The following is a 21,973-nucleotide window of genomic DNA, read 5'->3' as shown; positions in this document are numbered from 1 at the left end:
CCCGCGAGTGGCGCGGACCCCCTGATCAGATTGGCGGGGGTCTGGGGGCGGAGCCCCCAGGAAACGCACGCAACAGGACTCGCCGCCCGCAAGGTGACCACCCTCAAAGCTCGCGCCCGCCAAGGTGACCACCACCAAAAGTCGCGACCCACCCCCCGATTAGCACCCCCACCACCCCCTCACCTACACTGGTCGGGTTGCCTCGGCGAGGGCGGGCCTTCCACGGTCCGGCGTGATCGACGCGGTGGCTTGATGCCGCGCGTGTTGACGTTATCCGCGTGTTGCTCGCCGCCGCAGGCCACCACCCCAGAGCTCGATCCAACGCCTGAAACTTGTGCACCGCCCCGACGTACAAGGCCAGACTTGTAAGGAGTACCCCACCGTGTCCGAGGTCCGTCTCGCCGCTGAGCAGCGCACTGAATTCGGCAAGGGCGCCGCCCGCCGTACCCGTCGCGCCGGCAAGATCCCCGCGGTGCTCTACGGCCACGGTTCCGACCCGAAGCACCTGGCCCTGCCGGCGCTCGAGTTCGCCCGTGTCGTCCGTGAGCACGGTCAGAACGCAGTCCTCACCCTCGCCCTCGACGGCGCGAGTGAGCTGGCTCTGACCAAGACCGTCACCACCCACCCGATCAAGAACTACATCGAGCACGTCGACCTGCTGCTCGTCCAGCGGGGCGAGAAGGTCACGGTCGAGGTGCCGCTGGTCATCTCGGGCGAGCCCGCCTCCGGCACGCTGGTCACGCAGGACCTCAGCACCATCACCATCGAGGCCGACGCGCTGAACATCCCGGACCAGATCGAGCTGTCGATCGCGGGCGTTGCCGCCGGCACCCAGATCCACGCCAGCGACCTGACCCTCCCCGAGGGCGCCACGCTCGCCGGTGACGCCGACGCGCTCGTCGTCGCCGTCAACGAGGCACCGTCCGCCGCGCAGCTCGAGGGTGAAGAGGCCGCAGCTCCGGCCGAGACCACCGAGGAAAGCTGAGCCCCATCACGTCGGGCAGGACAGACGGCGCGCCACCCCCTCACGAGGGGGGAGGCGCGCCGTTGCAGTACCTGGGACCGGCCGAGATCCGGGCCAAGACCTTCCGCCGCAAGCGGCAGGGTTACAACCCGGAGCAGGTCAACGAGTTCCTGCTGATCATCGCCGACGCCCTGGCAGGCCGTCTCCGCCTGGACCCGGACCACGTGCGCACCGTCAGGTTCGCCACGGTCCCCAACGGCTACGACCCGCTCAGCGTCGACGGCGTCCTGCACCTGCTGGAGTTCCAGGTCCGCAACGGCATCGTGCCGCCCACGGGCCTGGCCACCGGTGAGGACCTGAACGCGCGCAAGCTGCCGAAGTCCAGCACCGGATACGATCGCACCGAAGTCGACGCCTTCATCGCCCGCGCCGCGGCCAACCTGGACGGCCGGGGTGGCATGACCTCCACCGAGGTCCGCAACACCCGGTTCAGCACCACGTCCGGCCTGCTGGGCAAGGGGTACCAGGTGCAGGCCGTGGACGCGTTGCTGGACGACCTCGAGCAGGAGTTGCGCTTCCGTGGACGATGACCTCGCCCTCATTGTCGGCCTGGGCAACCCGGGCCCGAAGTACGAGGGCAACCGCCACAACATCGGCTTCCTGATCCTCGACGAACTGGCAGCCCGCACCGGCGGCAAGTTCAAGGCCCACAAGTCCGGCGCCGAGATCGTCGAAGGCCGCCTCTCCGGCCACCGCGTGGTGCTCGCCAAGCCACGCAGCTTCATGAACCTCTCCGGCGGCCCAGTGGCCAGCGCCGTGAAGTTCTTCAAGCCCACCACCATCGTCGTGATCCACGACGAGCTGGACCTGCCCTTCTCCTCAATCCGCATGAAGCTGGGCGGCGGCGACAACGGCCACAACGGACTCCGCTCCATCACGAAGTCCCTGGGCACCAAGGACTACCACCGCGTCCGCTTCGGCGTCGACCGCCCGTCGGGCCGCCAGGACCCCGCCGACTACGTCCTGAAGGACTTCTCCACCGTCGAACGCAAGCAACTCGCCCTGGAGATCGACCGGGCGGCGGACGCGGCCGAGGCCCTCGTCACCAAGGGCCTCGAAGCCGCCCAAAACGCCTTCCACTAGCGGGCACAATGGACGGCATGACCAACCGAAAGGGCCATGCCGCCTAAACGCCCGAAGCCCCCGCAGATCTCCGGGGCATCTCCACATCTACAAGCAGGTGTGGATCGGCTTGAACGAAGCCGCAACTACCTCTGGCCAGGCGCCGTCAAGCTTGCACTCGACGTATGGGCCGCGTGGGCACGCTCTCCGTCACGGAAATGGTGGATGGACCAGACGCCGTGGGAGTGGGAGTACTACCCCGAGGAGGATCCGTTCAGAGCCCGCGAACTCCTCGCCGCCGTCGCCTGCGCACTCCCCCGCAGGAGCGCGAGGGAGCTGCGCAAACGACTCGACGAACTAGACGCGCTCCACTAAACCAACGCAGCCGCCGCTAAACCAACGCAGCCGCCGCCGACCGGCGAAGCTTCCCAGACGGCGTCTTCGGCAAAGTCCCCGGCGGCTGCACCACCACGGCGAACGGCCGCAACCCAACGGCGTCCACCACCCGCGCTGTCACTTCCTTGACCAGGGACTTCTCCGCCTCGGCATCCCCGGCCAGCTTCGACTCGACCACGACGGCGAACCGCTCCCGCTGCGTCCCGGCGTCCAACCGCACCGCCACCGCGTTGCCGGCCCGCACGCCGTCCACCGAGCAGGCGGCACGCTCCACATCGGTCGGATAGATGTTCCGCCCGCCCATGATGATGACGTCCTTGCGCCGCCCGCAGACGACCACCTGACCGTCCTCGACGACGTACCCGAGGTCCCCAGTGGACAGCCATCCCTCATCGTCCTGAGTGGCCAGAGGCCCGTTCACCGTCAGGTAGCCGGGCGTCACGGCCTCGCCCCGGATCTGCAGCTCACCAACGTCCCGAACGCCGAGCACCTTGCCCTCGTCATCGACGACCCGGAGCTCCAGCCCCGGCAGCGGCGGCCCCAGCAATGGGAACGCGCGCCCGCCCGCGGCCGGCATCGCCTTCTTGTCCGCCTCGACGGCGTCCGCGTCCACCACGTCCACCGACAGCCCGGTGAACAGCGGCGCGAAGGCGACGCCCAGCGTGGTCTCCGCCATGCCGTAGGCGGCCAGGATCGACTCCGGCCGCAGCCCGAACCGGGCACCAGCGTCGACAAAGGCCTGAACAGCCGCCGGGTCGATCGGCTCGGCGCCGTTCAGAGCGAGCCGCAGAGAAGACAGGTCGAACGAATCGGAGGACGAAGCCAGGCGGCGCGCCACGATCGCGTAGGCGAAGTTCGGCGCGGCGGTGATCGTGCCGCGGTAACGGGTGATCAGGTCTGCCCACAGGGTCGGGCGCGACAGGAAGTCGACGGGGGTGACCTTCACCAATTCCAGGCCGAACAGCATCGGCACGGTCAGGAACCCGACCATCCCCATGTCGTGGAACAGCGGCAGCCACGAAACCATGACGTCGGACGACGGATCCAGGGCCGCGGCGATGCGCATGCCCTCGGCGTTGGCCATCAGATTGCGGTGCGTGATTCGCACCGCTTTCGGATCGGCGGTCGATCCACTCGTCAACTGCAGCAGTGCCGTGGCATCCTCGGGGGTGGGAACAGGAGCAGCGATCGGCTCAGCGTCGAGTTCGGAGAGCTTCCGGTACGGAACTCCGTGTTGGTCCAGCACGGGAGCCAGGGCGTCGAATGGGCTGCCTAGCAGGACCAGACGAGAGTCGATCATGGCGAGCACCCGCAACGTGTCCTCGGCCCATTCGGCCAGGTCGGTGCGAGGTGTGGGTTGATGCAACATCGTGACGCTCCCGCCACACAGCCAGGCTGCCTGCACGGCTGGAGCGATCACGGCAGGTTCGGCGGCGAGCACGGCTACCGCGGTGCCCGGCGCCAGATCGAGCGCACCGGCCATCCGCCGGGCGCGTTCGTGCACCTCGGCCCACGTCCGGCGGACGGGCTCGGCGGGTTCACCCGTCGTCATGCCCCTGTCCCCGCCGTTTGCCGCCGTCGCCAGCATCACATCCACGAACTGACTCATGTTCGCGATCGTAGTGGCGCCGTTTGGTCCATCAGGACGAAACGTTATGCCACGCGAAACGCGATACTCCCCAGTACAGGTACACAGGAGGAGGTCATTGGTGGATCGGGGCGGCCCCGGAGCGCAGCATCGTCTGCCCGCGCATCCGGCACCTCTGCTCTCCGCACAGGACGTGGCTCTGGTCGCGTTCCACCGTCCCCCGAAAGGACACCGGGGGTACGACGCGGCTGAGGTGGACGCATTTCTCGACCGCGTCGAGGACACCATGCGCAGCAGGGACATCCTCACGCGTGAGGACGTGCTGGGCATCAAGTTCAGCAATGCGACCCGGGATCCGGGCTATGACGTGAACGAGGTCAACGTTTTCATGGAGCTCGTCGCCGACACGTTGCGGTCCACTCCGCAACGGCAACAGGCCGCCGCACCCGCGCAGGGCGCGCACGCCACGTCGCAGGCACTCAGACCGGCCGTACGGCTGTCTCCTGACGACGTTGCCGCCGTGCGCTTCCACAAGCCAAGACCGGGGACCCGCGGGTACCACGAAGGCCAGATCGACGCTTTCCTCGACCGCATCGAGAACACCCTGCGCGGCAGGGACAACCTGACCGCGCAACAGGTCCAGGACGCGGTGTTCGGCGAGACCGCCCCTGGCACGTTCGGGTACGACGAAGAGGACGTCGACACGTTCCTCGACCTCGTCGTGCTGATGTTCGAAACCGCGCCACCGCCGGTCAGGCCCCTGCCGCCGACGACGCAGCTGCCGCAGCAGCAGCAACGGCCCCAGCAGCGCAGTCCGCAACCGCCGCAGCGCCCTCAGCGGCCGCAGCCGCAGCAACCGGTGCAGCAGCCCGCGACGCCCAAGTCCGTCGACGAGCCGAAGATCACCGCAGCGGACATCCGCAAGATCGCGTTCCACCGCCCTCCCCGCGGCCGCCGCGGCTACCAGGAGTCCCAGGTGGACGCGTTCCTCGACCGGATCGAGGCGACCCTGCTCGGCCAGGACAACCTGACCGGCAAGGACATCCGGGACGTTCGGTTCTCGCGCCCGCTGATCGGCCGGCGCGGCTACGACGAGACCGAGGTGGACGCGTTCCTCGGCCAGATCGAACAGCAGCTCGCCGGACCGATGCGCAGCATGCCGCAGGTCAGGTCGTGGAAGGACCTCCGGCAGCTGCGGATCCCGCAGGCAGCGGCCGGCCAGCGCGGCTACCGCACCGCGCAGGTCGACCGGATGCTGGAGGAGATCGGCGTCGCGCTCGACGGCATGCTCGGCGCGAACTCCGAAGAGGTCCTGAAGGCACGCTTCAGCTACGCACTGCTCTCCGGCCAGGGCTACGACACGTCGTTCATCGACGAGCTGCTGCCCCAGCTCGCCGCCGAACTGCGCCGCCGGGGCCGCTAGAGGGGCCCGTCAAAGGCCCCTCAGAGCCCTCTCAGCCCTCCACGACCTCCGCCGCGACCATCCAGGCTGCCTCGACGTCGGTCTCCTCCGCCAGGACGGCACGGAGCTCGGCGTCGAGCTTCAGCAACCGGTCGGGATCGGTCGAGGCCTCCGCCAGCGCGGCGTGCAGCTCGGCTTCCTTCTTGTGCAGCACCTCGAGGCGTCGCTCCAGCCGCGCCAGCTCCTTGCGGGCGGCGCGCTGGTCGGCGGCGTTCGACGGTGCCTTGCCGGCGGCGGGCGCGGCGGCGTTCTCCCTGTCGCGCAACGAGTCCCGGCGCTTGAGGTACTCCTCGATGCCGCCGGGCAGCTCGGTCAGCCCGCCATCGCCGAACAACGCCACGACCTTGTCGCACACGCGCTCGACGAGGTACCGGTCGTGCGAGATCACGACGAGCGTGCCCGCCCACGAGTCGAGCAGGTCTTCCAGCTGCTGCAACGTGTCGATGTCCAGGTCGTTCGTGGGCTCGTCGAGCAGCAGCACGTTCGGCTCTGCCATCAGCAACCGGCACAGCTGCAGCCGCCGCCGTTCGCCACCGGACAGGTCCGAGACCGGCGTCCACTGCTTCTGCGACGAGAACCCGAACCGCTCGCCCAGCTGCGAGGCCGACATCTCGTACTTCCCGAGCACGACGCGCCGCGCGATCTCCTCGATCGCCTCCAGCACGCGCATCGACCCGTCGAGGTCGAGCAGCTCCTGCGAGAGGTGCGCGATCTTCACCGTCTGGCCCTGGATCCGCTTGCCCGTCTCGGGTTCGCGTTCCCCTGCCAGCAGCTTGAGCAACGTCGTCTTGCCGGACCCGTTGACGCCGACCAGACCGATCCGCTCGCCGGGTCCGATGCGCCACGTCAGGTCGCGGACCAGCACCCGGTCCGGAATGGACAGTGTGGCGTCCTCGATCTCGATCACCGTGCGGCCCAGGCGCTTCTTGGCGAACGCGAGCAGCTCGACGTTGTCCCGCAACGGCGGCACGTCCGCGATCAACGCCTCGGCGGCCTCGATCCGGTAGCGCGGCTTCGAGGTCCGCGCGGGCGCGCCACGGCGCAGCCACGCGAGTTCCTTGCGCGCCAGGTTCTGCCGCTTCTCCTCCAGCACGTCCGCCAGCCGGGTCCGCTCGGCGCGGGCGTAGATCCAGTCGGCGTAGCCGCCCTCGTACTGCTCGACCTTGCCGTTCACCACTTCCCACGTGCGGTTGCAGACCGTGTCGAGGAACCACCGGTCGTGTGTCACGACCACGAGCGCGCACTTGCGGGCCAGCAGGTGCTCCGCGAGCCACCGCACACCCTCGACGTCCAGGTGGTTCGTCGGCTCGTCCAGCACGATCAGCTCGAGGTCCTGGATCAGCGCGGCCGCCAGCACGACGCGGCGCCGCTCACCACCGGACATCGTGGAGACCACGGAGTCCAGCCCCAGCGCGGTGATCCCGAGTCCGTCCAAAATGGACCGGACGCGGGCGTCGGCGGCCCACTCGTGCTCGGCGTCGAACCCGAGCGGGTCGATCACCGCGTTGCGCACGGTCGAACCGTGGGGCAGTTCGGTCCGCTGCGTCACGACCGCCATCCGCAGATCGCGCGACCGCGACACGCGGCCGTCGTCGGCGGGCTCCACCCCGGCCAGCACCTCGAGCAGCGTCGTCTTGCCGCCACCGTTCAGGCCGACGACACCGATCCGGTCGCCCTCGTTGACGCCGAGCGACACGCCGTCGAGCAGCGGCCGGACGCCGAACGACTTCTGCACGGACTCCAGGTTGACCAGGTTGGCCATCAAAACCTCACGACTAGTAAGAAACTGCCCGATGCAGGCTACCCAGCAGGACCGAAGCCCTCGGCTACGCGTGCACCTCGGGGGGCGTCGGTTTGGGCTCTTCAGTCGCGATCACACGAGCTCCGGGCACCGGGCCGTGCGCCACCCGCACCGTCCGGCACACCCCCGCGCCGGCCAGCTCGGCGGCCACGCGCACCGCCGTGTCCGCGTCCTCGCACAGGAACGCCGTCGTGGGGCCGGAACCGGACACGATGCCGGCCAGCGCGCCCGCGTCGACACCCGCGCGCAAAGTGCGCCGCAGGTTCGGGCGCAATGAAACCGCCGCGGCCTGGAGGTCGTTGCCCAGCAGCAGAGCGAGCTGCCGGGGGTCACCGGAGGACAGACCTTCCAGCACCGCCTCGACCGCACCCACGCGCGGCGGATCACCCTCGCCGCGCAGGCGGTCCAGCTCGTCGAACACGTCCGGAGTGGACAGTCCACGCCGGTCGAACGCCAGCACCCAGTGGAACTGGTGGCGGCCCAGCACCGGCACGATCCGCTCGCCGCGGCCGGTGCCCAGGGCGGTCGCGCCGTACAGGGCGAAGGGGACGTCGGCGCCGAGCTTCCCCGCCAGTTCTGCCAGCTCGTCGCGGCTGATCTCCAGCCGCCACAACGACGACAGGCCCACGAGCGCCGCCGCCGCGTCCGCGCTGCCGCCCGCCATGCCGCCCGCGACGGGGATGGCCTTGCGGATGACGACGCGGACCTTCGGGTCGTCCGGGTCCTTGCCGACGTGCGTGGCCAGCAGCCGGACGGCGCGCCAGGCCAGGTTCGAGGCTCCGGTGGGCACCTGGTCGGCACCCTCGCCGTGGACTTCGACGCCGGGTTCGTCGGCCACCGCGACGGTGACCTCGTCGACCAGCGAAAGCGCCTGGAAGATGGTCACCAGGTCGTGGTAGCCGTCCGGGCGCACGTCACCGACGGCCAGGTGCAGGTTGACCTTGGCCGGGACGCGAACTGTGACCGGGGGTGGAACGACTGCGAGCACCATGTCAGCCTACGGGCGTTCTGGAGTCCCGGACTCCTCCCCCGGTCACTGCGGACGTCACACCGGGATGACGGAACCGTTGAAGGTCTGCTTGATGTAGTCCTTGACCTGCTGCGATCCGAGCAGCTCCGCCAGCTCGCGGACGCGCTTGTCGTCCTTGAGCTCCGTGCGGGTGACCAGGCCGTTCGCGTTCGGATTGCCCTCGGCCTTCTCCAGCGCGAGCGAGTCGGTGGCGGGCTTGAGGCCCGCGTCGATCGCGTAGTTGCCGTTGATCACGGACGCGTCGGTGTCCTCCAGCGACCGCGGCAGCTGAGCGGCCTCCAGCGGCACGAACTGCAGGTTCTTGGGGTTCTCCGCGATGTCGCGGACGGTCGGCTGGTCCACGGCCTTGAGCTTGATCAGGCCGTTCGCCTCCAGCAGCTTCAGGCCGCGCGCCTCGTTCGTGGCGTCGTTGGCCACCGCGATCTTGGCGCCGTTCGCGAGCTCGTCGAGCTTCTTGGCCTTCTTCGAGTACAGGCCCAGCGGCTCGACGTGGACGGGCTGGACCCACTCGACCTTGGCGCCGCTCTCCTTGGTGAACGTCTCCAGGTACGGGACGGTCTGGAAGTAGTTGGCGTCGAGCGAACCGTCGACCAGCGCGGTGTTCGGCTGGACGTAGTCGGTGAACTCGACGACCTCGATCTTCAGGCCCTTCGACGCGGCGAGGTTGTCGGCCACGTACTTGAGGATCTGGGCGTGCGGGACCGGCGAGACGCCGACCTTGAGCGTGTCCGAAGCGGACGCGCCGCCGGACGAGCAGGCGGACAAAGCGGTCACAGCGGACAAAGCGACTGCGATCAGGGCAGCACGAATACGCATTGCGTTCCTTTTGAGAATTTTGCGGCGGAAACTAGACAGACGCGTGCCGGCGCCGGTCGGACGCACGGGCGGCACGGGTGAAACCGAGTTGGATCACCGTGGTGAGCACGGCCAGCCAGGCGACGGTGCTCCACAGGATCCGGTCGTTGAAGCGCTGGTAGCCCTCGCGGATCGCGAGGTCACCGAGGCCGCCACCACCGATCACGCCCGCCATCGCCGAGTACCCGATCAGGGCGATCACGGTGACGCCGATGGCGTTGATCAGCGCGGGCAACGACTCGCGGATGAGCACGCTGCGCACGATCCTCAGCGTCGAGGCGCCGGTGGTGATCGCGGCCTCGACCACGGTCACGTGCACCTCGGACAGGATGTTCTGCACGAGCCGCCCCACGAACGGGATAGCGCCCACGGCCAGCGGCACGATCACCGCCGTGCTGCCGATGGAGCCGCCGACGAGCAGGCGGGTGACGGACGTGAGCGCGACGAGCAGCACGATGAACGGCATCGAGCGACCCAGGTCCGTGACGAAGCTCAGAACGCGGTGCACCGCGACGTTCGGCCGCAACCCACCCTTGGCGGTGAGCTGCAGCCAAACACCTACGGGAACTCCGAAAACAGTGGCGATGACGGTGGAAACGCCGACCATGTACAGCGTTTCGCCGGTGGCCTCGACGAGGAAGCTGACGACGTCGGACCAGGGTGTTGCAGACCTCACGCAGCTACTCCCTGCGGGCCCTTCAGGGACCTCTGCACCGAGCCGCCGGCCTCGCCGATCCACTCCAGAGCGGAGTCCGAGCGCTCGCCGTTCAGGCCGAGGCGGAACCGCGCGACCGGCGTCTCGCCCAGCCGCGTGAGGCCACCGCCGACGATGTTCAGCTCGACGCCGAACCGGTGCGCAGCCTCGGGCAGCAACGCGCCGACCGCGGCGAACCCGACGAGCACGACGTCCGCGACGCGGTCGTAGCTGCTCTCGTTGATCGGGTTCAGGTCGACGGCGGGCAGCAGCGCACTGCTCGTGCGGCTCGCGGCGTCGTTGACCAGGTCGAGCACCTTGCCATGCTCGACGACGCGGCCCTGCTCCAGCACAGCGACGTCATCGCAGATCTTGCGGACCACGCCCATGTCGTGCGTGACGACGAGAACGGTCACACCCAGCTCAGCGCGCGCACGGTCGAGCACCGTCAACACGGAACCGGTGGTCTCCGGGTCCAGCGCGGACGTGGGCTCGTCAGCGAGCAACACCGACGGGTTCGCGGCGAGCGCACGCGCCACAGCGATGCGCTGACGCTGCCCACCGGACAGCTGGTCGGGGTAGGAGGCGGCCTTGTCGGTCAGCCCGACGAGGTCCAGCAGCTCGCCCACACGGGTGCGGCGCTGCGGTCCGGGCACGCCCGCGGACTCCAGCGGCAACGCGATGTTGCCCGCCGCCGTGCGCTGCCTGAGGAGCGAATCCCCTTGCGGCACAACGCCGATCTGCCGACGAGCAGCCCGCAGGGCGGACCCGTCCAGGCTGGTGATGTCCGTGCCGTCGACGCGGATCGCCCCGGAGTCGGGACGCTCCAGCAACGCAACGCAGCGCGCGAGCGTCGACTTGCCGGCCCCGCTCGGGCCGACGACACCGAGCACGGTGCCCGCTTCGACATCGAGGGTCACGCCGTTCAGGGCGTTGACACCCTGGAAGGACTTGGTGAGGTTTTCGACAGTGATCACATCTGCTCCACGGCTGCGCGCGACGACACACAGCCCGTTTGTGACGGACGTGCGCTGTCGGGGTCTGCTCAGGTGTGCGCCACTCGATGACTGAGTGCGCGTCAAAGGACTTTTAGAAGGCGCCTTAGACGAGGTGGCGACGACATGCAGATGCGGTGCGACGGCACTGGTCGACAACTCGACGGCGCGTCAGCATTCGCGTGGTACCCATGTGATCCTCCATCGGTCCTGGCGTTAGCACCTGCCCGCATCCAGCGGGTGGTTGCTGCGACGTCGTAGAGCCAGGTCTCTCAGTCGCTCCGGATGGCACTTAGCAGTCAACCGGACAGACGTCCGGTTGCGCAAGCCAGATTCCGATTCGTTCGACAGATCACACTGATGGCCGAAGGATCCCCGGCCTAGGCCTCGGCAATCCGGATGAAGTCGATCACGCTCAACTGCTCACCCCGAGCCTGAGGATCCACCCCGGCCTTCTGTAGCAGCTCGTCGATGTTCTGCGTGTTGCCAGCCCACCCCTTGAGCGCAGCCCTGAGCGTCTTCCGCCGCTGCGCAAACGCGGCGTCAACCACCCCGAACAGCCGCTTCCGATCCACAGTGGACAACGGCTTTTCCCGCCGCTGAAAGGAAACCAGCCCAGAATCGACATTGGGCGCCGGCCAGAACACGTTCTTGCCGATCGCCCCGGCCTTCCGAGCCTCCGCGTACCAGGCAAGCTTCACACTGGGCACGCCGTAAATCTTGTTGCCAGGCTTCGCCGCCATCCGGTCCGCCACCTCGGCCTGCACCATCACGAGCCCCTTCTCGAGGGAGGGCAGCTCACTCAACAGGTGCAGCACCACCGGCACCGCCACGTTGTACGGCAGGTTGGCAACGATCGCCGTCGGCTGCACAGGCAGGTCCGCCGCAGTCACCTTCATCGCGTCCATGAGGACCACATGAAGCTTCCCGGCGTTCTCCGCGTCCATCTCACCAACGGTCTGCGGCAACCGCTCAGCCAGCGGCGGGTCGATCTCCACAGCCACGACCTGCCTGGCCACGGGAAGGAGCGCGAGCGTCAGCGAGCCCAGCCCCGGCCCAACCTCAAGCACCACGTCGTCCTCGGTGAGGTCGGCGGCGGCAACGATCTTGCGGACCGTGTTGGGGTCGTGCACGAAGTTCTGGCCGAGCTTCTTGGTCGGGCGAATGCCCAGCTCTTCAGCTAGACGGCGAACTTCGACAGGTCCCAGCAGGCTCACCGGAGCATTCTCGCAGGTGGGCCCGAAGGGCGGATGGTCGCGTACCAGCGGAGGGGTCGCCTGGCGTGCGCATCTCACCTTGCGCGGGTGGTTGCGCAGGCATGGACGAAGCGTGGGAGTCCATCGCCGCTGCGCGACGATTGCGATTGGGGCTTGACCTTGAGCCTCTAGCGGGATGCTGAGACGGCCTCAAAAGCCGGGGATTAAAAGCGCCCCGGCCGAGCCCAACCAGGGAAGCATCCCGCCCCCTCAAGGTAAAGCCCCAATCGCAAAACATGGGGCTGCACCGCTACCCGTCCGCGAATCGCACGTGGGCGTGCCCAGCGCGTATCAGGCACCGCCCTCCCGGCCCGATGCCGCAGGCGAGGCGACCCGATGGCGAAGCCGAGGCGTCCTTACGCTTGAAACGCGAGGTTCCGGTGGGTGGTCCCGTCACGAGTCGTGCCTCAGCTCTTGCTGCGCGCTCTGGCTCGACTTGTGACGGGACCACCCACCCGAACCGCACCACCTACGCAACGCGCCTCCGCCCAACGCAACAGGCGTGCCATCAACCCGCGTGCGGCGTGGGCAGGTCTTTGATCAGATTGGCGGGGTCCGGGGCGGAGCCCCGAAATCCCTAAACGGGACCATCCCTGAGCAAGGTGACCACCGCACCCCCAAGGTCCCGCACACGGCAAAGGCCGCCCCCAGCGAACCAGGAGCGGCCTAAGCGAAGCATGCCAACAAAGAGTTGCAGGTCTACGGCAGACCCAACTTGGCCCGGCACCCCGGCCAAGCCCCATAAGTGCCACCAGCCCGATCCCGCAGCTTCGTCGCGATAGCGATCTGCTGCTCACGCGTGGCCTGATGCGGCAGCTGAGCAAACGCAGTGCCACCGTTAGAAGCCCAAGTGCTGGCCGAGAACTGCAACCCACCGTAGTACCCGTTACCAGTGTTGATGGCCCAGTTCCCACCGGCCTCACACTTGGCCAGGCGGTCCCACACCTCACCATCAGGCAGCGGCTTCGTGCCGACCGTGACCTTCTTCGGCTTCGGCTCCTTGGTGACCTTGCCGCCGATCTTCTCGCGGCTGATCTCCTTGCCGTTCTTCACCGTCACGCGGTACGTGGAGGTCTGCTCGCCCGGCACGCCGGGGTCGGTGACGGTCTGCTGACCCGCGGTCATGTTGGGGTCGTTGGTCTTCTCGACGGGCGGGGCGACCGGCTCGTTCACGTTGATGACCGTGACGCCGGTGCGGGAGATGTAGACCTCGGCGCCGGTGGCGAGCTTGACGTCCATGCCGGACGCGACGGCGTCCTCGGGGCCGAGGGTGAGGTTCTCGCCCTTGAGCAGTTCGTCGACGGTGAGGGCGGTCGTCTGGACCTCGCGGACCGGGTTCGCGCCGTCGAAGAGCTTGATGTTCTTGCGGGTCTTGACCTCGACGTTCATGCCTTCGAGAGGCACGTCCTGCGAGCCGGGGGCCGACATCCAGGCGCCTTCGAGCGGCACGCCCATCTGCTTGGCGGCTTCCTCGACGGTGACCGAGCGGACCCAGTCCTCGCGGGCCTGGCCGTCGACGCTCATCTTCAGCAGGCGGCCGCGGTCGAGGCTGATCTTGCCGCCGTCGGAGACCGGGGCGTTCAGCGAGGGCGACAGGGCGTCGTGCTCACCGACGACGATGCCTTCCTCCGCCAGGACCTCGCCGACCGTGCCCTCGTAGGAGTGGACGGTCTGCAGTGCACCGTCGACCTCGACGGTCAGCGACTTGTCCATCGCCATGGCGGTCACGCCGCCGCCGGAGATCGACACCAGCACCGCGGCGACCGCGCCCTTGAGGAAGCGGCGCTTCCAGGACGTGGCGGCCGTGACGAGCAGCTGAGGGTCGTTCTTCTCCTCTTCCTCCGACGGGAGGACGAGGGGCGGCATGATCGTCGTCTCGGCGTTGATGAGCCGGATCAGCTCGTCGACGTCGACGTTCGCGGTGGCGAGCAGCTCGTCGGCGTCCGGGCCCAGCACCTCGAGCACGTCCGCGGGCGAGATCGTCAGCGCACCGGCGGGGAAGCTCGGGTGGGGATCGGCGACGCCTACCGCGGTAGTCCCGACCGGCGTGAACCAGTCGGTGTCGTCGTTGAAGTCGTACGGAGCGGCACTTCTGTCGCTTCCAGACACAGGGTCGATACCTCCATTGCGGAAGCGCCGAGGCCACCGCACAGTTGGCGTTGACAAGATCATTCGAGTTTTGGAGCTCGAAGGTTCCCGGCAACTCCTCCTACGTGGTCTCGCTTCTTCGCGCTTCTGGCTTGGGTCCCGCCCCGACTGCGGGCGTGCTCCGAACCGACTGGGTCGGTCCAGGTGGCACGGTCACGGGACAGTAACGGGGTCGCGGACGTTGCGCAAACACCCCCGCCAATGTTGTGACCTCAGTCACCCCATGGGGGTAGTAACCCTTTGCTCCGTTCGTCTTACAACGCATTTCAGTAGCCAAGCCCGAACACTCGTTGAGCAGTACGGGTGACTGCGGAGCAGAGTTCAGAAAGATCTTCGCCACGGAGAGTGGCCAAATCCCGAACTGTGTAATTCACACAATAGGGTTCATTCGGTCGCCCCCGGTACGGATGGGGCGTCAGGAACGGCGCGTCCGTCTCGACCAGAAGCTGTTCTTGCGGCACCAGTTGGGCCGCTTCCCGCAGCGCGCGGGCGTTCTTGAACGTCACCGGCCCCGCGAACGACAGCACGTACCCCGCGTCGACGCACCGCCGGGCGAAGTCCGCGTCACCGGAGAAGCAGTGGAACACCACAGTGGACGGTGCACCCTCGGCGTCGAGCACCTTGAGGATGTCCTCGTGCGCGTCCCGGTCGTGGATCATCAACGGCTTCCCGACGCGCTTGGAAAGGTCGATGTGCCAACGGAAAGCCTCGTGCTGAGCGGCTGGCGGCGAGTAGTCCCAGTAATAGTCCAGACCGGTCTCGCCGATCGCGACCACGCGCGGCAGCACGGCCAGCCGCTCCAGTTCGGCCTTCTCGACATCGCCGAACGAAGAGGTGCGCGTCGGGTGCACGGCCACCGCCGCGTAGACCCGCGGGTCCCAAGTGGACGCTTCGGCGGCCCATTGGGCGGCGGCGAGATCATCCGCCACGGTGATCACGTGCGAGACCCCGGCGGCCTCGGCGCGGTCCAGCAGCACCGCCACGTCAGCGGCGTCGACAGCGCCACACGCGTCGAGATGCGTGTGAGCGTCGATCACCGGTGCCGGAAGAGCTTCCGGCACCGGCGGTCGTTCACGCTTGTCCGTCACTTGACGATCGGAGCCCACTCAGGCCCGGTCTCGCCCAGCTCCGGGTCGAGCTTCGCGAACAACGGCGACGGCTTGCCCAGCGGCCGGCCGGCCTCGATCGGCGTCGACTCCCAGCGAGCCTGCTCACCCGCGTAGTCACCGCTCAGCACCGGGTAGGAGCGGTCCGGCACGTCCAGGTCGTCAACCTCGGTCATCTGAGGCTGTGCGGCCCACACGCCCGTGCCACCCAACGCCTCGTGCACCTTCTGCGCCGAGTGCGGCAGGAACGGCGTCATCAGCGTGTTCGCGTCCTGAACCACCTGCAGCGCGGTGTGCAGCACCGAGTCACGGCGGTCCGGGTCGTCCTTGAGCTTCCACGGCTCCTGGTCGGACAGGTACTTGTTCGCCGCGGAGATCACGCGCATGGCCTCGCTGGAGGCCTGCTTGAACCGCGAGCGACGCAGGTGCGCACCGACCGTGTCGAACGCCGCCTTGGACTGCGCGAGCAGCTCGTGGTCGGCGGGCGTCAGCGCGGTGGCCTTCGGGATCGCGCCGACGTTCTTGTGCGCCATCGAGATCGAGCGGTTGACCAGGTTGCCCCACTCGTTCGCCAGCTCGAAGTTCGTCCGGCGGACGAACTCCTCCCAGGTGAAGTCGGTGTCCTGGTTCTCGGGACCCGCGACGGAGATGAAGTACCGCAGCGCGTCCGGCCCGAACTCCTTGAGGAAGTCGCCGACGTAGATCACGGTGCCGCGCGACGTCGAGAACTTCGAACCGCTCATCGTCAGGTACTCCGACGACACGACCTCGGTCGGCAGGTTCAGCGTGCCGAACCGGCCGGGCTCGCCGCCCTTGTCGCCCGCGCCGTTCTGCCCGAGCAGCAGCGACGGCCAGATGAGCGAGTGGAAGACGATGTTGTCCTTGCCCATGAAGTAGTAGCCCTGGGCGTCACCCGTCCAGAACTCCTGCCAGGCGTCCGGGTTGCCGGAACGACGGGCCCACTCCACGGACGCGCTCAAGTAGCCGATCACCGCGTCGAACCACACGTAGAACCGCTTCATCGGCTGGTCGCTCCACCCGTCGAGCGGGATGGGAATGCCCCAGTCGAGGTCACGGGTGATCGCGCGCGGCCGCAGGTCCTTGATCAGGTTCTGCGAGAACTTGAGCACGTTCGGCCGCCAGTCGGCCCGCGTGCCCATCCAGCCGCTCAGCGAGTTGATGAACGCCGACAGGTCGAGGAACAGGTGCTCGGTCTCGACGAACTTCGGCGTCTCACCGTTGATCCGCGAACGCGGGTTCTTCAGGTCGATCGGGTCGAGCTGGTTGCCGCAGTTGTCGCACTGGTCGCCGCGCGCGCCGTCGTACCCGCAGATGGGGCAGGTGCCCTCGATGAACCGGTCGGGCAGCGTCCTGCCGGTCGACGGGCTGATCGCGCCCATCTCCGTCTTGGGGACGACGTAGCCGTTCTTCCACAACGCGAGGAACAGGTCCTGCACCACCTGGTAGTGGTTGCCGGTCGTCGTGCGGGTGAAGAGGTCGTAGGAGAGGCCGAGGCCCTGCAGGTCAGACGCGATCACACGGTTGTACTTGTCGGCGAGCTCACGAGCCGTGAGCCCTTCCTTCTCGGCCTGCACCTGGATCGGTGTGCCGTGTTCGTCCGTGCCGCTGACCATGAGCACCCGGTGTCCGGACATTCGCATGTAGCGGGAGAAGACGTCGGACGGGACACCGAAACCGGAGACGTGACCGATGTGCCTGGGGCCATTGGCGTAAGGCCAGGCCACCGCGGTCAGTACGGAGGCACTCATGCACATAGCCTACGGAGGCGGTGCCAGGGTGTTTTCACCGAGTGGGAGGTCGGTTTGTCCGCGACCAGGATGCTGGTGCTCGGCGTGGTCAAGCTCGTCGGCGAGGCGCACGGTTACGTGGTGCGCCGGGAGCTCAAGTCGTGGTCGGCGGACTCCTGGGCGAACGTGCAGCCGGGCTCGATCTACCACGCGCTGAAGTCGCTGGCCAAGGACGGCCTGCTGGAGCCGGTGGGCACCGTGGAGTCCGAGGAAGGCCCCGCCAGGACCACCTACAAGATCACCGCGGCCGGTGAGCACGAGCTGCGGGACCTGCTCGCGCACGCGCTGGCCGACCCGGCCGCCGGCAACGACGAGGTCTCCGCGGGCGTGGCGATGCTCAACCTGGTCCCCCGCAAGCAGGCGGTCGTGATGCTGAAGAACCGGCTGGCCGGTCTCGAAGGACAGCTCACGCCGACGCGGCACGGCATCGAGTCGATGCCGGAGATGGGCAAGCCCGCGCACGTCAGCGAGCTGTTTCGACTGTGGCTCGTCCATCTCGAAGGCCAGGTGCGCTGGACTCGGGAGCTGATCGAACGCCTGGAGGCCGGCGCCTACGAGCTAACCGACTAGTCAAATTTGATTAGTCCCGCTAGCCTCAAGTCAAACTTGACTAGAGGGGATTCAGTCATGATCAAGGCACGCGGCCTCGCGCGCCGGTTCACGACGAAGTCAGGCCCGGTGGAAGCGGTACGCGGGGTCGACATCGACGTTGCCGAGGGGGAACTGGTCGGGTTCCTCGGCCCGAACGGCGCAGGCAAGTCCACGACGTTGCGCATGCTCACGACGCTGCTCCAGCCGACGGCGGGCGAGGCGGTCATCGCCGGGCACGACCTGCTCACCGACCCGGCCGGCGTGCGCAGGAACATCGGGTACGTCGGGCAGAAGAACGGCGCCGGCCTGGATCAGCGGGTCGGCGACGAGCTGGAGTTCCAGGCCCGCTTCTACGGCCTGTCCAAACACGACGCCCGCAAGAAGATCGGCGACCTGCTCGCACGGTTCGATCTGCAGGGCCTCGAGAAGCGCGGGGTCGTCACGCTGTCGGGCGGCCAGCAGCGCCGGCTCGACATCGCGATGGGCATGCTGCACGACCCGCGGCTGCTGTTCCTGGACGAACCGTCGACCGCGCTCGACCCGCAGAGCCGCCGCAACCTGTGGGACCACATCAAGCAGCTCAAGGCCGACGGCGTCACGGTCTTCCTGACCACGCACTACCTGGACGAGGCCGACTTCCTCAGCGACCGGCTGCTGGTGATCGACCACGGCTCGATCGTGGGCGAGGGCTCACCGGACGAGCTGAAGCACCGCGTCTCCGGCGACCTGGTCGTGCTCGGCACGCCGCAGGCCTCGCTGGTCGCGGGCAAGTTCGAGAACGCCGTGGTCGACGGGGAGAAGGTCAGCTTCCGGATCCCGAACGGCGACCGCGCGCTGCCGGGCCTGCTCCGCGACCTCGACAACATCGGCGTCGAGCTGCATTCCGTGCAGGTGCACCGGCCGACGCTGGACGACGTCTTCCTGACCATGACCGGCCGTTCACTCCGGGAGGAGTCCAATGCTGCGTGACACCTGGCTCGTCTTCGTCCGGGTAATGCTCCCGGTGCTGCGCAACCCGGTCGCGATCGTGTTCGGGCTCGCCCAGCCGTTGCTCTACCTCGGCCTGTTCGGCCCGTTGCTGGGCGACACCGGCTGGCAGTGGTTCGTGCCGGGTCTGCTGGTGCAGATGGCGTTGTTCGGCACGGCCTACGCGGGCTTCTCGCTGCTGCCCGAGGTGCGGACGGGCGTGATGGAACGGCTGCGGGTCACGCCGGTCAGCCGGGTCGCGCTGCTCGTCGGCAGGGTCGGCAAGGACGTGGTGCTGCTCGTCGTGCAGAGCCTGCTGATCGTGCTGGCCGCGATGCTGTTCGGGTTCCGGGCGAACCCCGGCGAGATCCTGCTCGGGCTCGGGCTGGTGGCGTTGCTGGGGGTCGCCATCGGCTCGCTGTCGTACGCGATCGCGTTGAAGGTGAAGCTGGAGTACGTCTTCGCGTCCGTGCTGTCGTCGACGATCGTGCCGGTGATGCTGCTCTCCGGCGTGCTGCTGCCGATGTCGAACGGCCCGCAGTGGCTCTACTGGCTGTCGCGGATCAACCCGCTGGCGCACGTCGTCGACGCCGAGCGGTCGATCTTCAACACGGGTTCGCTGGTGCTCGGCCTGATCTCGGTGTCCGGCCTGGTGCTGGTCGGCGTGTTCTACGGCGTCCGCACCTTCAACCGCGAGTCAGCTTGATTTGATCGCGGCGTCGTAGAGCGTCTTCTTGCTGATGCCGGCCGCCTCCGCGACCTCGGCGGCGGCCGACTTCATCCGCTCCCCGTCGGCGACGCGCTGCTTCACCTCGGCGACCAGCGTGTCGAGGTCCGGCGTGTCCGGAACGGGTGCGGGACCGAGGACGACGGTGATCTCGCCGCGTGCGCCTTCCACGGCCCACTCGGCGAGTTCCGCCAACGTCCCGCGCACGACCTCTTCGTACTTCTTGGTCAGCTCACGGCACACGGCGGCGCCGCGGTCCGGCCCGAGCACCTCGACGGCGTCCGCGAGCGTCTCCGCGAGCCGGTGGGGTGCCTCGAAGAACACGACCGTGCGCTGTTCTGTGGCCAAAGGTGCGAACCAGCGCTTGCGCTCACCGGACTTGCGCGGCGGGAAGCCGTCGAACGCGAACCTGTCGCTCGGCAGCCCGGACAGCGCGAGTGCGGTCGTCACGGCGGACGGGCCGGGCAGGCAGGTGACCTTGAGGTCCTGCTCGACACACGCGGCGACGAGCCGGTAGCCGGGGTCGGACACGCTGGGCATGCCGGCGTCCGTCACGAGCAGCACGGTCTGGCCGTTGTGCATCGATTCGAGCAGTCCCGGCAGGCGCCCGATCTCGTTCTGGTCGTAGAAGCTGATCACCCGCCCGGACGGTTTGACCTGCAACGCGTTCGCGAGGCTGTGCAGCCGCCGGGTGTCCTCGGCGGCGATCACGTCGGCGGTCTCCAGTGCCTCGATCAGGCGCGCGGAAGCGTCGCGGATGTCCCCAAGTGGGGTAGCTGCCAGGACCAGACGGCCTGAACCGGATACAGGACTCACAAGCTTCACCCTACGATCGGCGGCGTGACAGTCCTCGTGCAGCCAGGAGAGGCGCCCGTCGTCGTCGAGGAGCCACGCACGGATCGTGCCGCGGCACTCGACCCGCCGCCGTCCGGAGACCGCATGCGCGGGTGGCTCGTCACGATCGTCGTGACGCTCGTCGGCGCCTTCGTCCGGTTCTGGAACCTCGGGTATCCGACGGACAAGGGCACGCCGATCTTCGACGAGAAGCACTACGTGCCGCAGACGGCACAGGTGCTGCGCAACGGCGGCTACGAGGACAACCCCGGCTACGAACTGATCGTCCACCCGCCGCTGGCCAAGCAGCTGATGGCGATCGGCCAGGAGCTCTTCGGCTACGACGGCATCGGCTGGCGGTTCGCCTCCGCACTCGCGGGCGCGATCACGATCCTGCTGATCGTCCGGATCGCGCGCCGCCTGACCCGGTCGGACCTGCTGGGCGCGCTGGCCGGTGTGCTGCTCATCGCGGACGGCGTCTCGCACGTCCAGTCGCGGATGGGCATGCTCGACATCTTCCTGGCGTTCTTCGTCGTCGCCGCGTTCGGTTGCCTGGTCGTCGACCGTGAACAAGTGCGCGCACGACTGGCCGTTGCCGTGCGCGAGGGCTTCATCAACAACTCGGCGTTCGGGCCGTGGCTGGGCTTCCGCTGGTGGCGCTTCGGTGCGGGCGTGTCGCTCGGTCTGGCGTGCGGCATCAAGTGGTCCGGCATCTGGTACATCGGCGCGTTCGGCCTGCTAACAGTCATCTGGACCGCGCTGGACCGGCGGGCGGCCGGGGTCGAGGAGCCGTGGCTCGGCGCGATCGCGAAAGACATCTTGCCGTCGCTCGGCGGCCTGGTCGCGATCCCCGTGCTGGTGTACATCACAACCTGGTTCCCGTGGATGGCCAGCGAGACCGGCATCGACCGGCACGTGGTCGGCGGCAAGGTCCAGGACATCTCGTACATCCCGGACGTCCTGCAGTCGCTTTGGTACAACGCGAAGAACGTCTACAAGTTCCACGTCGAGCTGGTCACCTCGGAGACCAACCGGCACCCGTGGGAGTCGAAGCCGTGGACGTGGCCGATGGGCCTGCGTCCGATGCTCTACTACTACGACAACGGCGTGACGGGCTGCGGCGCCGCGTCGTGTCTCGGCGCGATCATGCTGATCGGCACGCCCGCGCTGTGGTGGCTCGCGTTCCCGGTGATCGGCTGGGCGGTCTGGCGTTCGGTCGGCCGGCTGGACTGGCGCTACGCCGGCGTGCTGGTCGCGTACCTGGCGGGCCTGCTGCCGTGGTTCCTCAACCTCGACCGGCAGATGTACTTCTTCTACGTCACGCCGATGGCGCCGTTCCTGGTGCTGATGATCGTGCTGGCGCTCGGCGAGATCCTGGGCCGCCGGACCGCGGGCTCCGAACGCCGCGGCACCGGACTGCTGGTCGTGGCGCTGTACGTCGGCATCGTGGTGGCGAACTTCGTGTGGCTGTGGCCGATCCTGAACGGCAACCCGATCACGCCGGAGATGTGGCAGCAGCAGCTCTGGTTGCCCAGCTGGCGCTGACCTGGGTGGTGACGCAGCCTTCACCACATCAGGCCATTTGGCGCAGACGCTGAGTTACGATTCCCGTGTCCTGACGGGGGGATCG

General features: G+C 68.1%; 19 protein-coding genes and 1 riboswitch. Of the genes, 8 read left to right on the top strand and 11 right to left on the bottom strand.

Annotation, left to right across the window (positions count from 1 at the left end; all coding sequences use genetic code 11):
- The first annotated feature begins 382 nt into the window (after positions 1–382).
- From ACWGE0_RS36840 to pth, 3 genes are all read left to right on the top strand, one after another.
- Positions 383–985, top strand: coding sequence for a 50S ribosomal protein L25/general stress protein Ctc (locus tag ACWGE0_RS36840; RefSeq protein ID WP_452265500.1), 603 nt, complete (start codon positions 383–385; stop codon positions 983–985).
- A 62-nt stretch (positions 986–1,047) separates the two neighbouring features.
- The gene (locus ACWGE0_RS36835; RefSeq protein ID WP_452265499.1) at positions 1,048–1,554 is read left to right on the top strand and encodes a DivIVA domain-containing protein; all 507 of its coding nucleotides are present in this window, start codon (positions 1,048–1,050) and stop codon (positions 1,552–1,554) included.
- A complete protein-coding gene (gene pth / locus ACWGE0_RS36830) occupies positions 1,544–2,107 on the top strand; it encodes an aminoacyl-tRNA hydrolase (protein WP_452265498.1) in 564 nt (187 codons plus the stop codon). The genes ACWGE0_RS36835 and pth overlap by 11 nt, the downstream gene beginning before the upstream one ends.
- Before the next feature lie 370 nt (positions 2,108–2,477).
- On the opposite strand, the gene ACWGE0_RS36825 is transcribed toward pth, so the two are convergent.
- On the bottom strand, positions 2,478–4,091 hold the full coding sequence (locus ACWGE0_RS36825) for a fatty acyl-AMP ligase (RefSeq protein WP_452265497.1): 1,614 nt from the start codon (positions 4,089–4,091) through the stop codon (positions 2,478–2,480).
- A 100-nt stretch (positions 4,092–4,191) separates the two neighbouring features.
- Here ACWGE0_RS36825 and ACWGE0_RS36820 point away from each other — a divergent pair, with 100 nt between their 5' ends.
- On the top strand, positions 4,192–5,493 hold the full coding sequence (locus ACWGE0_RS36820) for a DivIVA domain-containing protein (RefSeq protein WP_452265496.1): 1,302 nt from the start codon (positions 4,192–4,194) through the stop codon (positions 5,491–5,493).
- A 31-nt stretch (positions 5,494–5,524) separates the two neighbouring features.
- On the opposite strand, the gene ACWGE0_RS36815 is transcribed toward ACWGE0_RS36820, so the two are convergent.
- From ACWGE0_RS36815 to metG, 9 genes are all read right to left on the bottom strand, one after another.
- The gene (locus tag ACWGE0_RS36815) at positions 5,525–7,294 is read right to left on the bottom strand and encodes an ABC-F family ATP-binding cassette domain-containing protein (RefSeq protein WP_452265495.1); all 1,770 of its coding nucleotides are present in this window, start codon (positions 7,292–7,294) and stop codon (positions 5,525–5,527) included.
- Positions 7,295–7,358: 64 nt separating this feature from the next.
- Positions 7,359–8,324, bottom strand: coding sequence for a 4-(cytidine 5'-diphospho)-2-C-methyl-D-erythritol kinase (locus ACWGE0_RS36810; protein ID WP_452265494.1), 966 nt, complete (start codon positions 8,322–8,324; stop codon positions 7,359–7,361).
- A 54-nt stretch (positions 8,325–8,378) separates the two neighbouring features.
- The gene (locus ACWGE0_RS36805; RefSeq protein WP_452265493.1) at positions 8,379–9,179 is read right to left on the bottom strand and encodes a MetQ/NlpA family ABC transporter substrate-binding protein; all 801 of its coding nucleotides are present in this window, start codon (positions 9,177–9,179) and stop codon (positions 8,379–8,381) included.
- Between the two features lie 31 nt (positions 9,180–9,210).
- The gene (locus tag ACWGE0_RS36800; RefSeq protein ID WP_319969779.1) at positions 9,211–9,894 is read right to left on the bottom strand and encodes a methionine ABC transporter permease; all 684 of its coding nucleotides are present in this window, start codon (positions 9,892–9,894) and stop codon (positions 9,211–9,213) included.
- Positions 9,891–10,889: a methionine ABC transporter ATP-binding protein gene (locus tag ACWGE0_RS36795; protein ID WP_319969778.1), complete on the bottom strand. Its 999-nt coding sequence runs from the start codon at positions 10,887–10,889 to the stop codon at positions 9,891–9,893. The genes ACWGE0_RS36800 and ACWGE0_RS36795 overlap by 4 nt, the downstream gene beginning before the upstream one ends.
- 216 nt (positions 10,890–11,105) lie before the next feature.
- A riboswitch (SAM riboswitch) is annotated at positions 11,106–11,199 on the bottom strand.
- Between the two features lie 88 nt (positions 11,200–11,287).
- Positions 11,288–12,118 (bottom strand): 16S rRNA (adenine(1518)-N(6)/adenine(1519)-N(6))-dimethyltransferase RsmA, encoded by an 831-nt coding sequence (gene rsmA / locus ACWGE0_RS36790; RefSeq protein WP_452265503.1) that lies wholly within the window; start codon positions 12,116–12,118, stop codon positions 11,288–11,290.
- Positions 12,119–12,862: 744 nt separating this feature from the next.
- On the bottom strand, positions 12,863–14,272 hold the full coding sequence (locus ACWGE0_RS36785; protein ID WP_452265492.1) for a transglycosylase family protein: 1,410 nt from the start codon (positions 14,270–14,272) through the stop codon (positions 12,863–12,865).
- 305 nt (positions 14,273–14,577) lie between these two features.
- Positions 14,578–15,399 carry a TatD family hydrolase gene (locus ACWGE0_RS36780; RefSeq protein ID WP_452265491.1) on the bottom strand — a complete coding sequence of 274 codons (822 nt, stop codon included), beginning with the start codon at positions 15,397–15,399 and terminating at the stop codon, positions 14,578–14,580.
- A complete protein-coding gene (gene metG, locus ACWGE0_RS36775; RefSeq protein ID WP_452265490.1) occupies positions 15,396–17,186 on the bottom strand; it encodes a methionine--tRNA ligase in 1,791 nt (596 codons plus the stop codon). The genes ACWGE0_RS36780 and metG overlap by 4 nt, the downstream gene beginning before the upstream one ends.
- 54 nt (positions 17,187–17,240) lie before the next feature.
- Here metG and ACWGE0_RS36770 point away from each other — a divergent pair, with 54 nt between their 5' ends.
- Genes ACWGE0_RS36770 through ACWGE0_RS36760 form a run of 3 tightly spaced genes read left to right on the top strand, consistent with a single transcriptional unit; the run spans position 17,241 to position 19,488 of the window.
- Positions 17,241–17,795, top strand: a complete 555-nt coding sequence (locus ACWGE0_RS36770; RefSeq protein ID WP_452265489.1) for a PadR family transcriptional regulator — start codon at positions 17,241–17,243, stop codon at positions 17,793–17,795.
- Between the two features lie 57 nt (positions 17,796–17,852).
- Positions 17,853–18,785: an ATP-binding cassette domain-containing protein gene (locus tag ACWGE0_RS36765; protein WP_452265488.1), complete on the top strand. Its 933-nt coding sequence runs from the start codon at positions 17,853–17,855 to the stop codon at positions 18,783–18,785.
- Complete coding sequence (locus ACWGE0_RS36760) at positions 18,775–19,488, top strand: ABC transporter permease (RefSeq protein WP_452265487.1); 714 nt, start codon at positions 18,775–18,777, stop codon at positions 19,486–19,488. The genes ACWGE0_RS36765 and ACWGE0_RS36760 overlap by 11 nt, the downstream gene beginning before the upstream one ends.
- Here the strand turns inward: ACWGE0_RS36760 and rsmI are convergent.
- A complete protein-coding gene (rsmI, locus tag ACWGE0_RS36755) occupies positions 19,480–20,325 on the bottom strand; it encodes a 16S rRNA (cytidine(1402)-2'-O)-methyltransferase (RefSeq protein ID WP_452265486.1) in 846 nt (281 codons plus the stop codon). The genes ACWGE0_RS36760 and rsmI overlap by 9 nt on opposite strands.
- A gap of 24 nt (positions 20,326–20,349) precedes the next feature.
- Here rsmI and ACWGE0_RS36750 point away from each other — a divergent pair, with 24 nt between their 5' ends.
- Positions 20,350–21,888, top strand: a complete 1,539-nt coding sequence (locus ACWGE0_RS36750; protein WP_452265485.1) for a dolichyl-phosphate-mannose--protein mannosyltransferase — start codon at positions 20,350–20,352, stop codon at positions 21,886–21,888.
- Positions 21,889–21,973 lie beyond the last annotated feature (85 nt).

The sequence above is a fragment of the Lentzea sp. NPDC054927 genome (assembly GCF_053610285.1).
The sequence above is the reverse complement of the archived record's forward strand: the minus strand, read 5'-3'. Positions and strand labels throughout refer to the sequence as shown.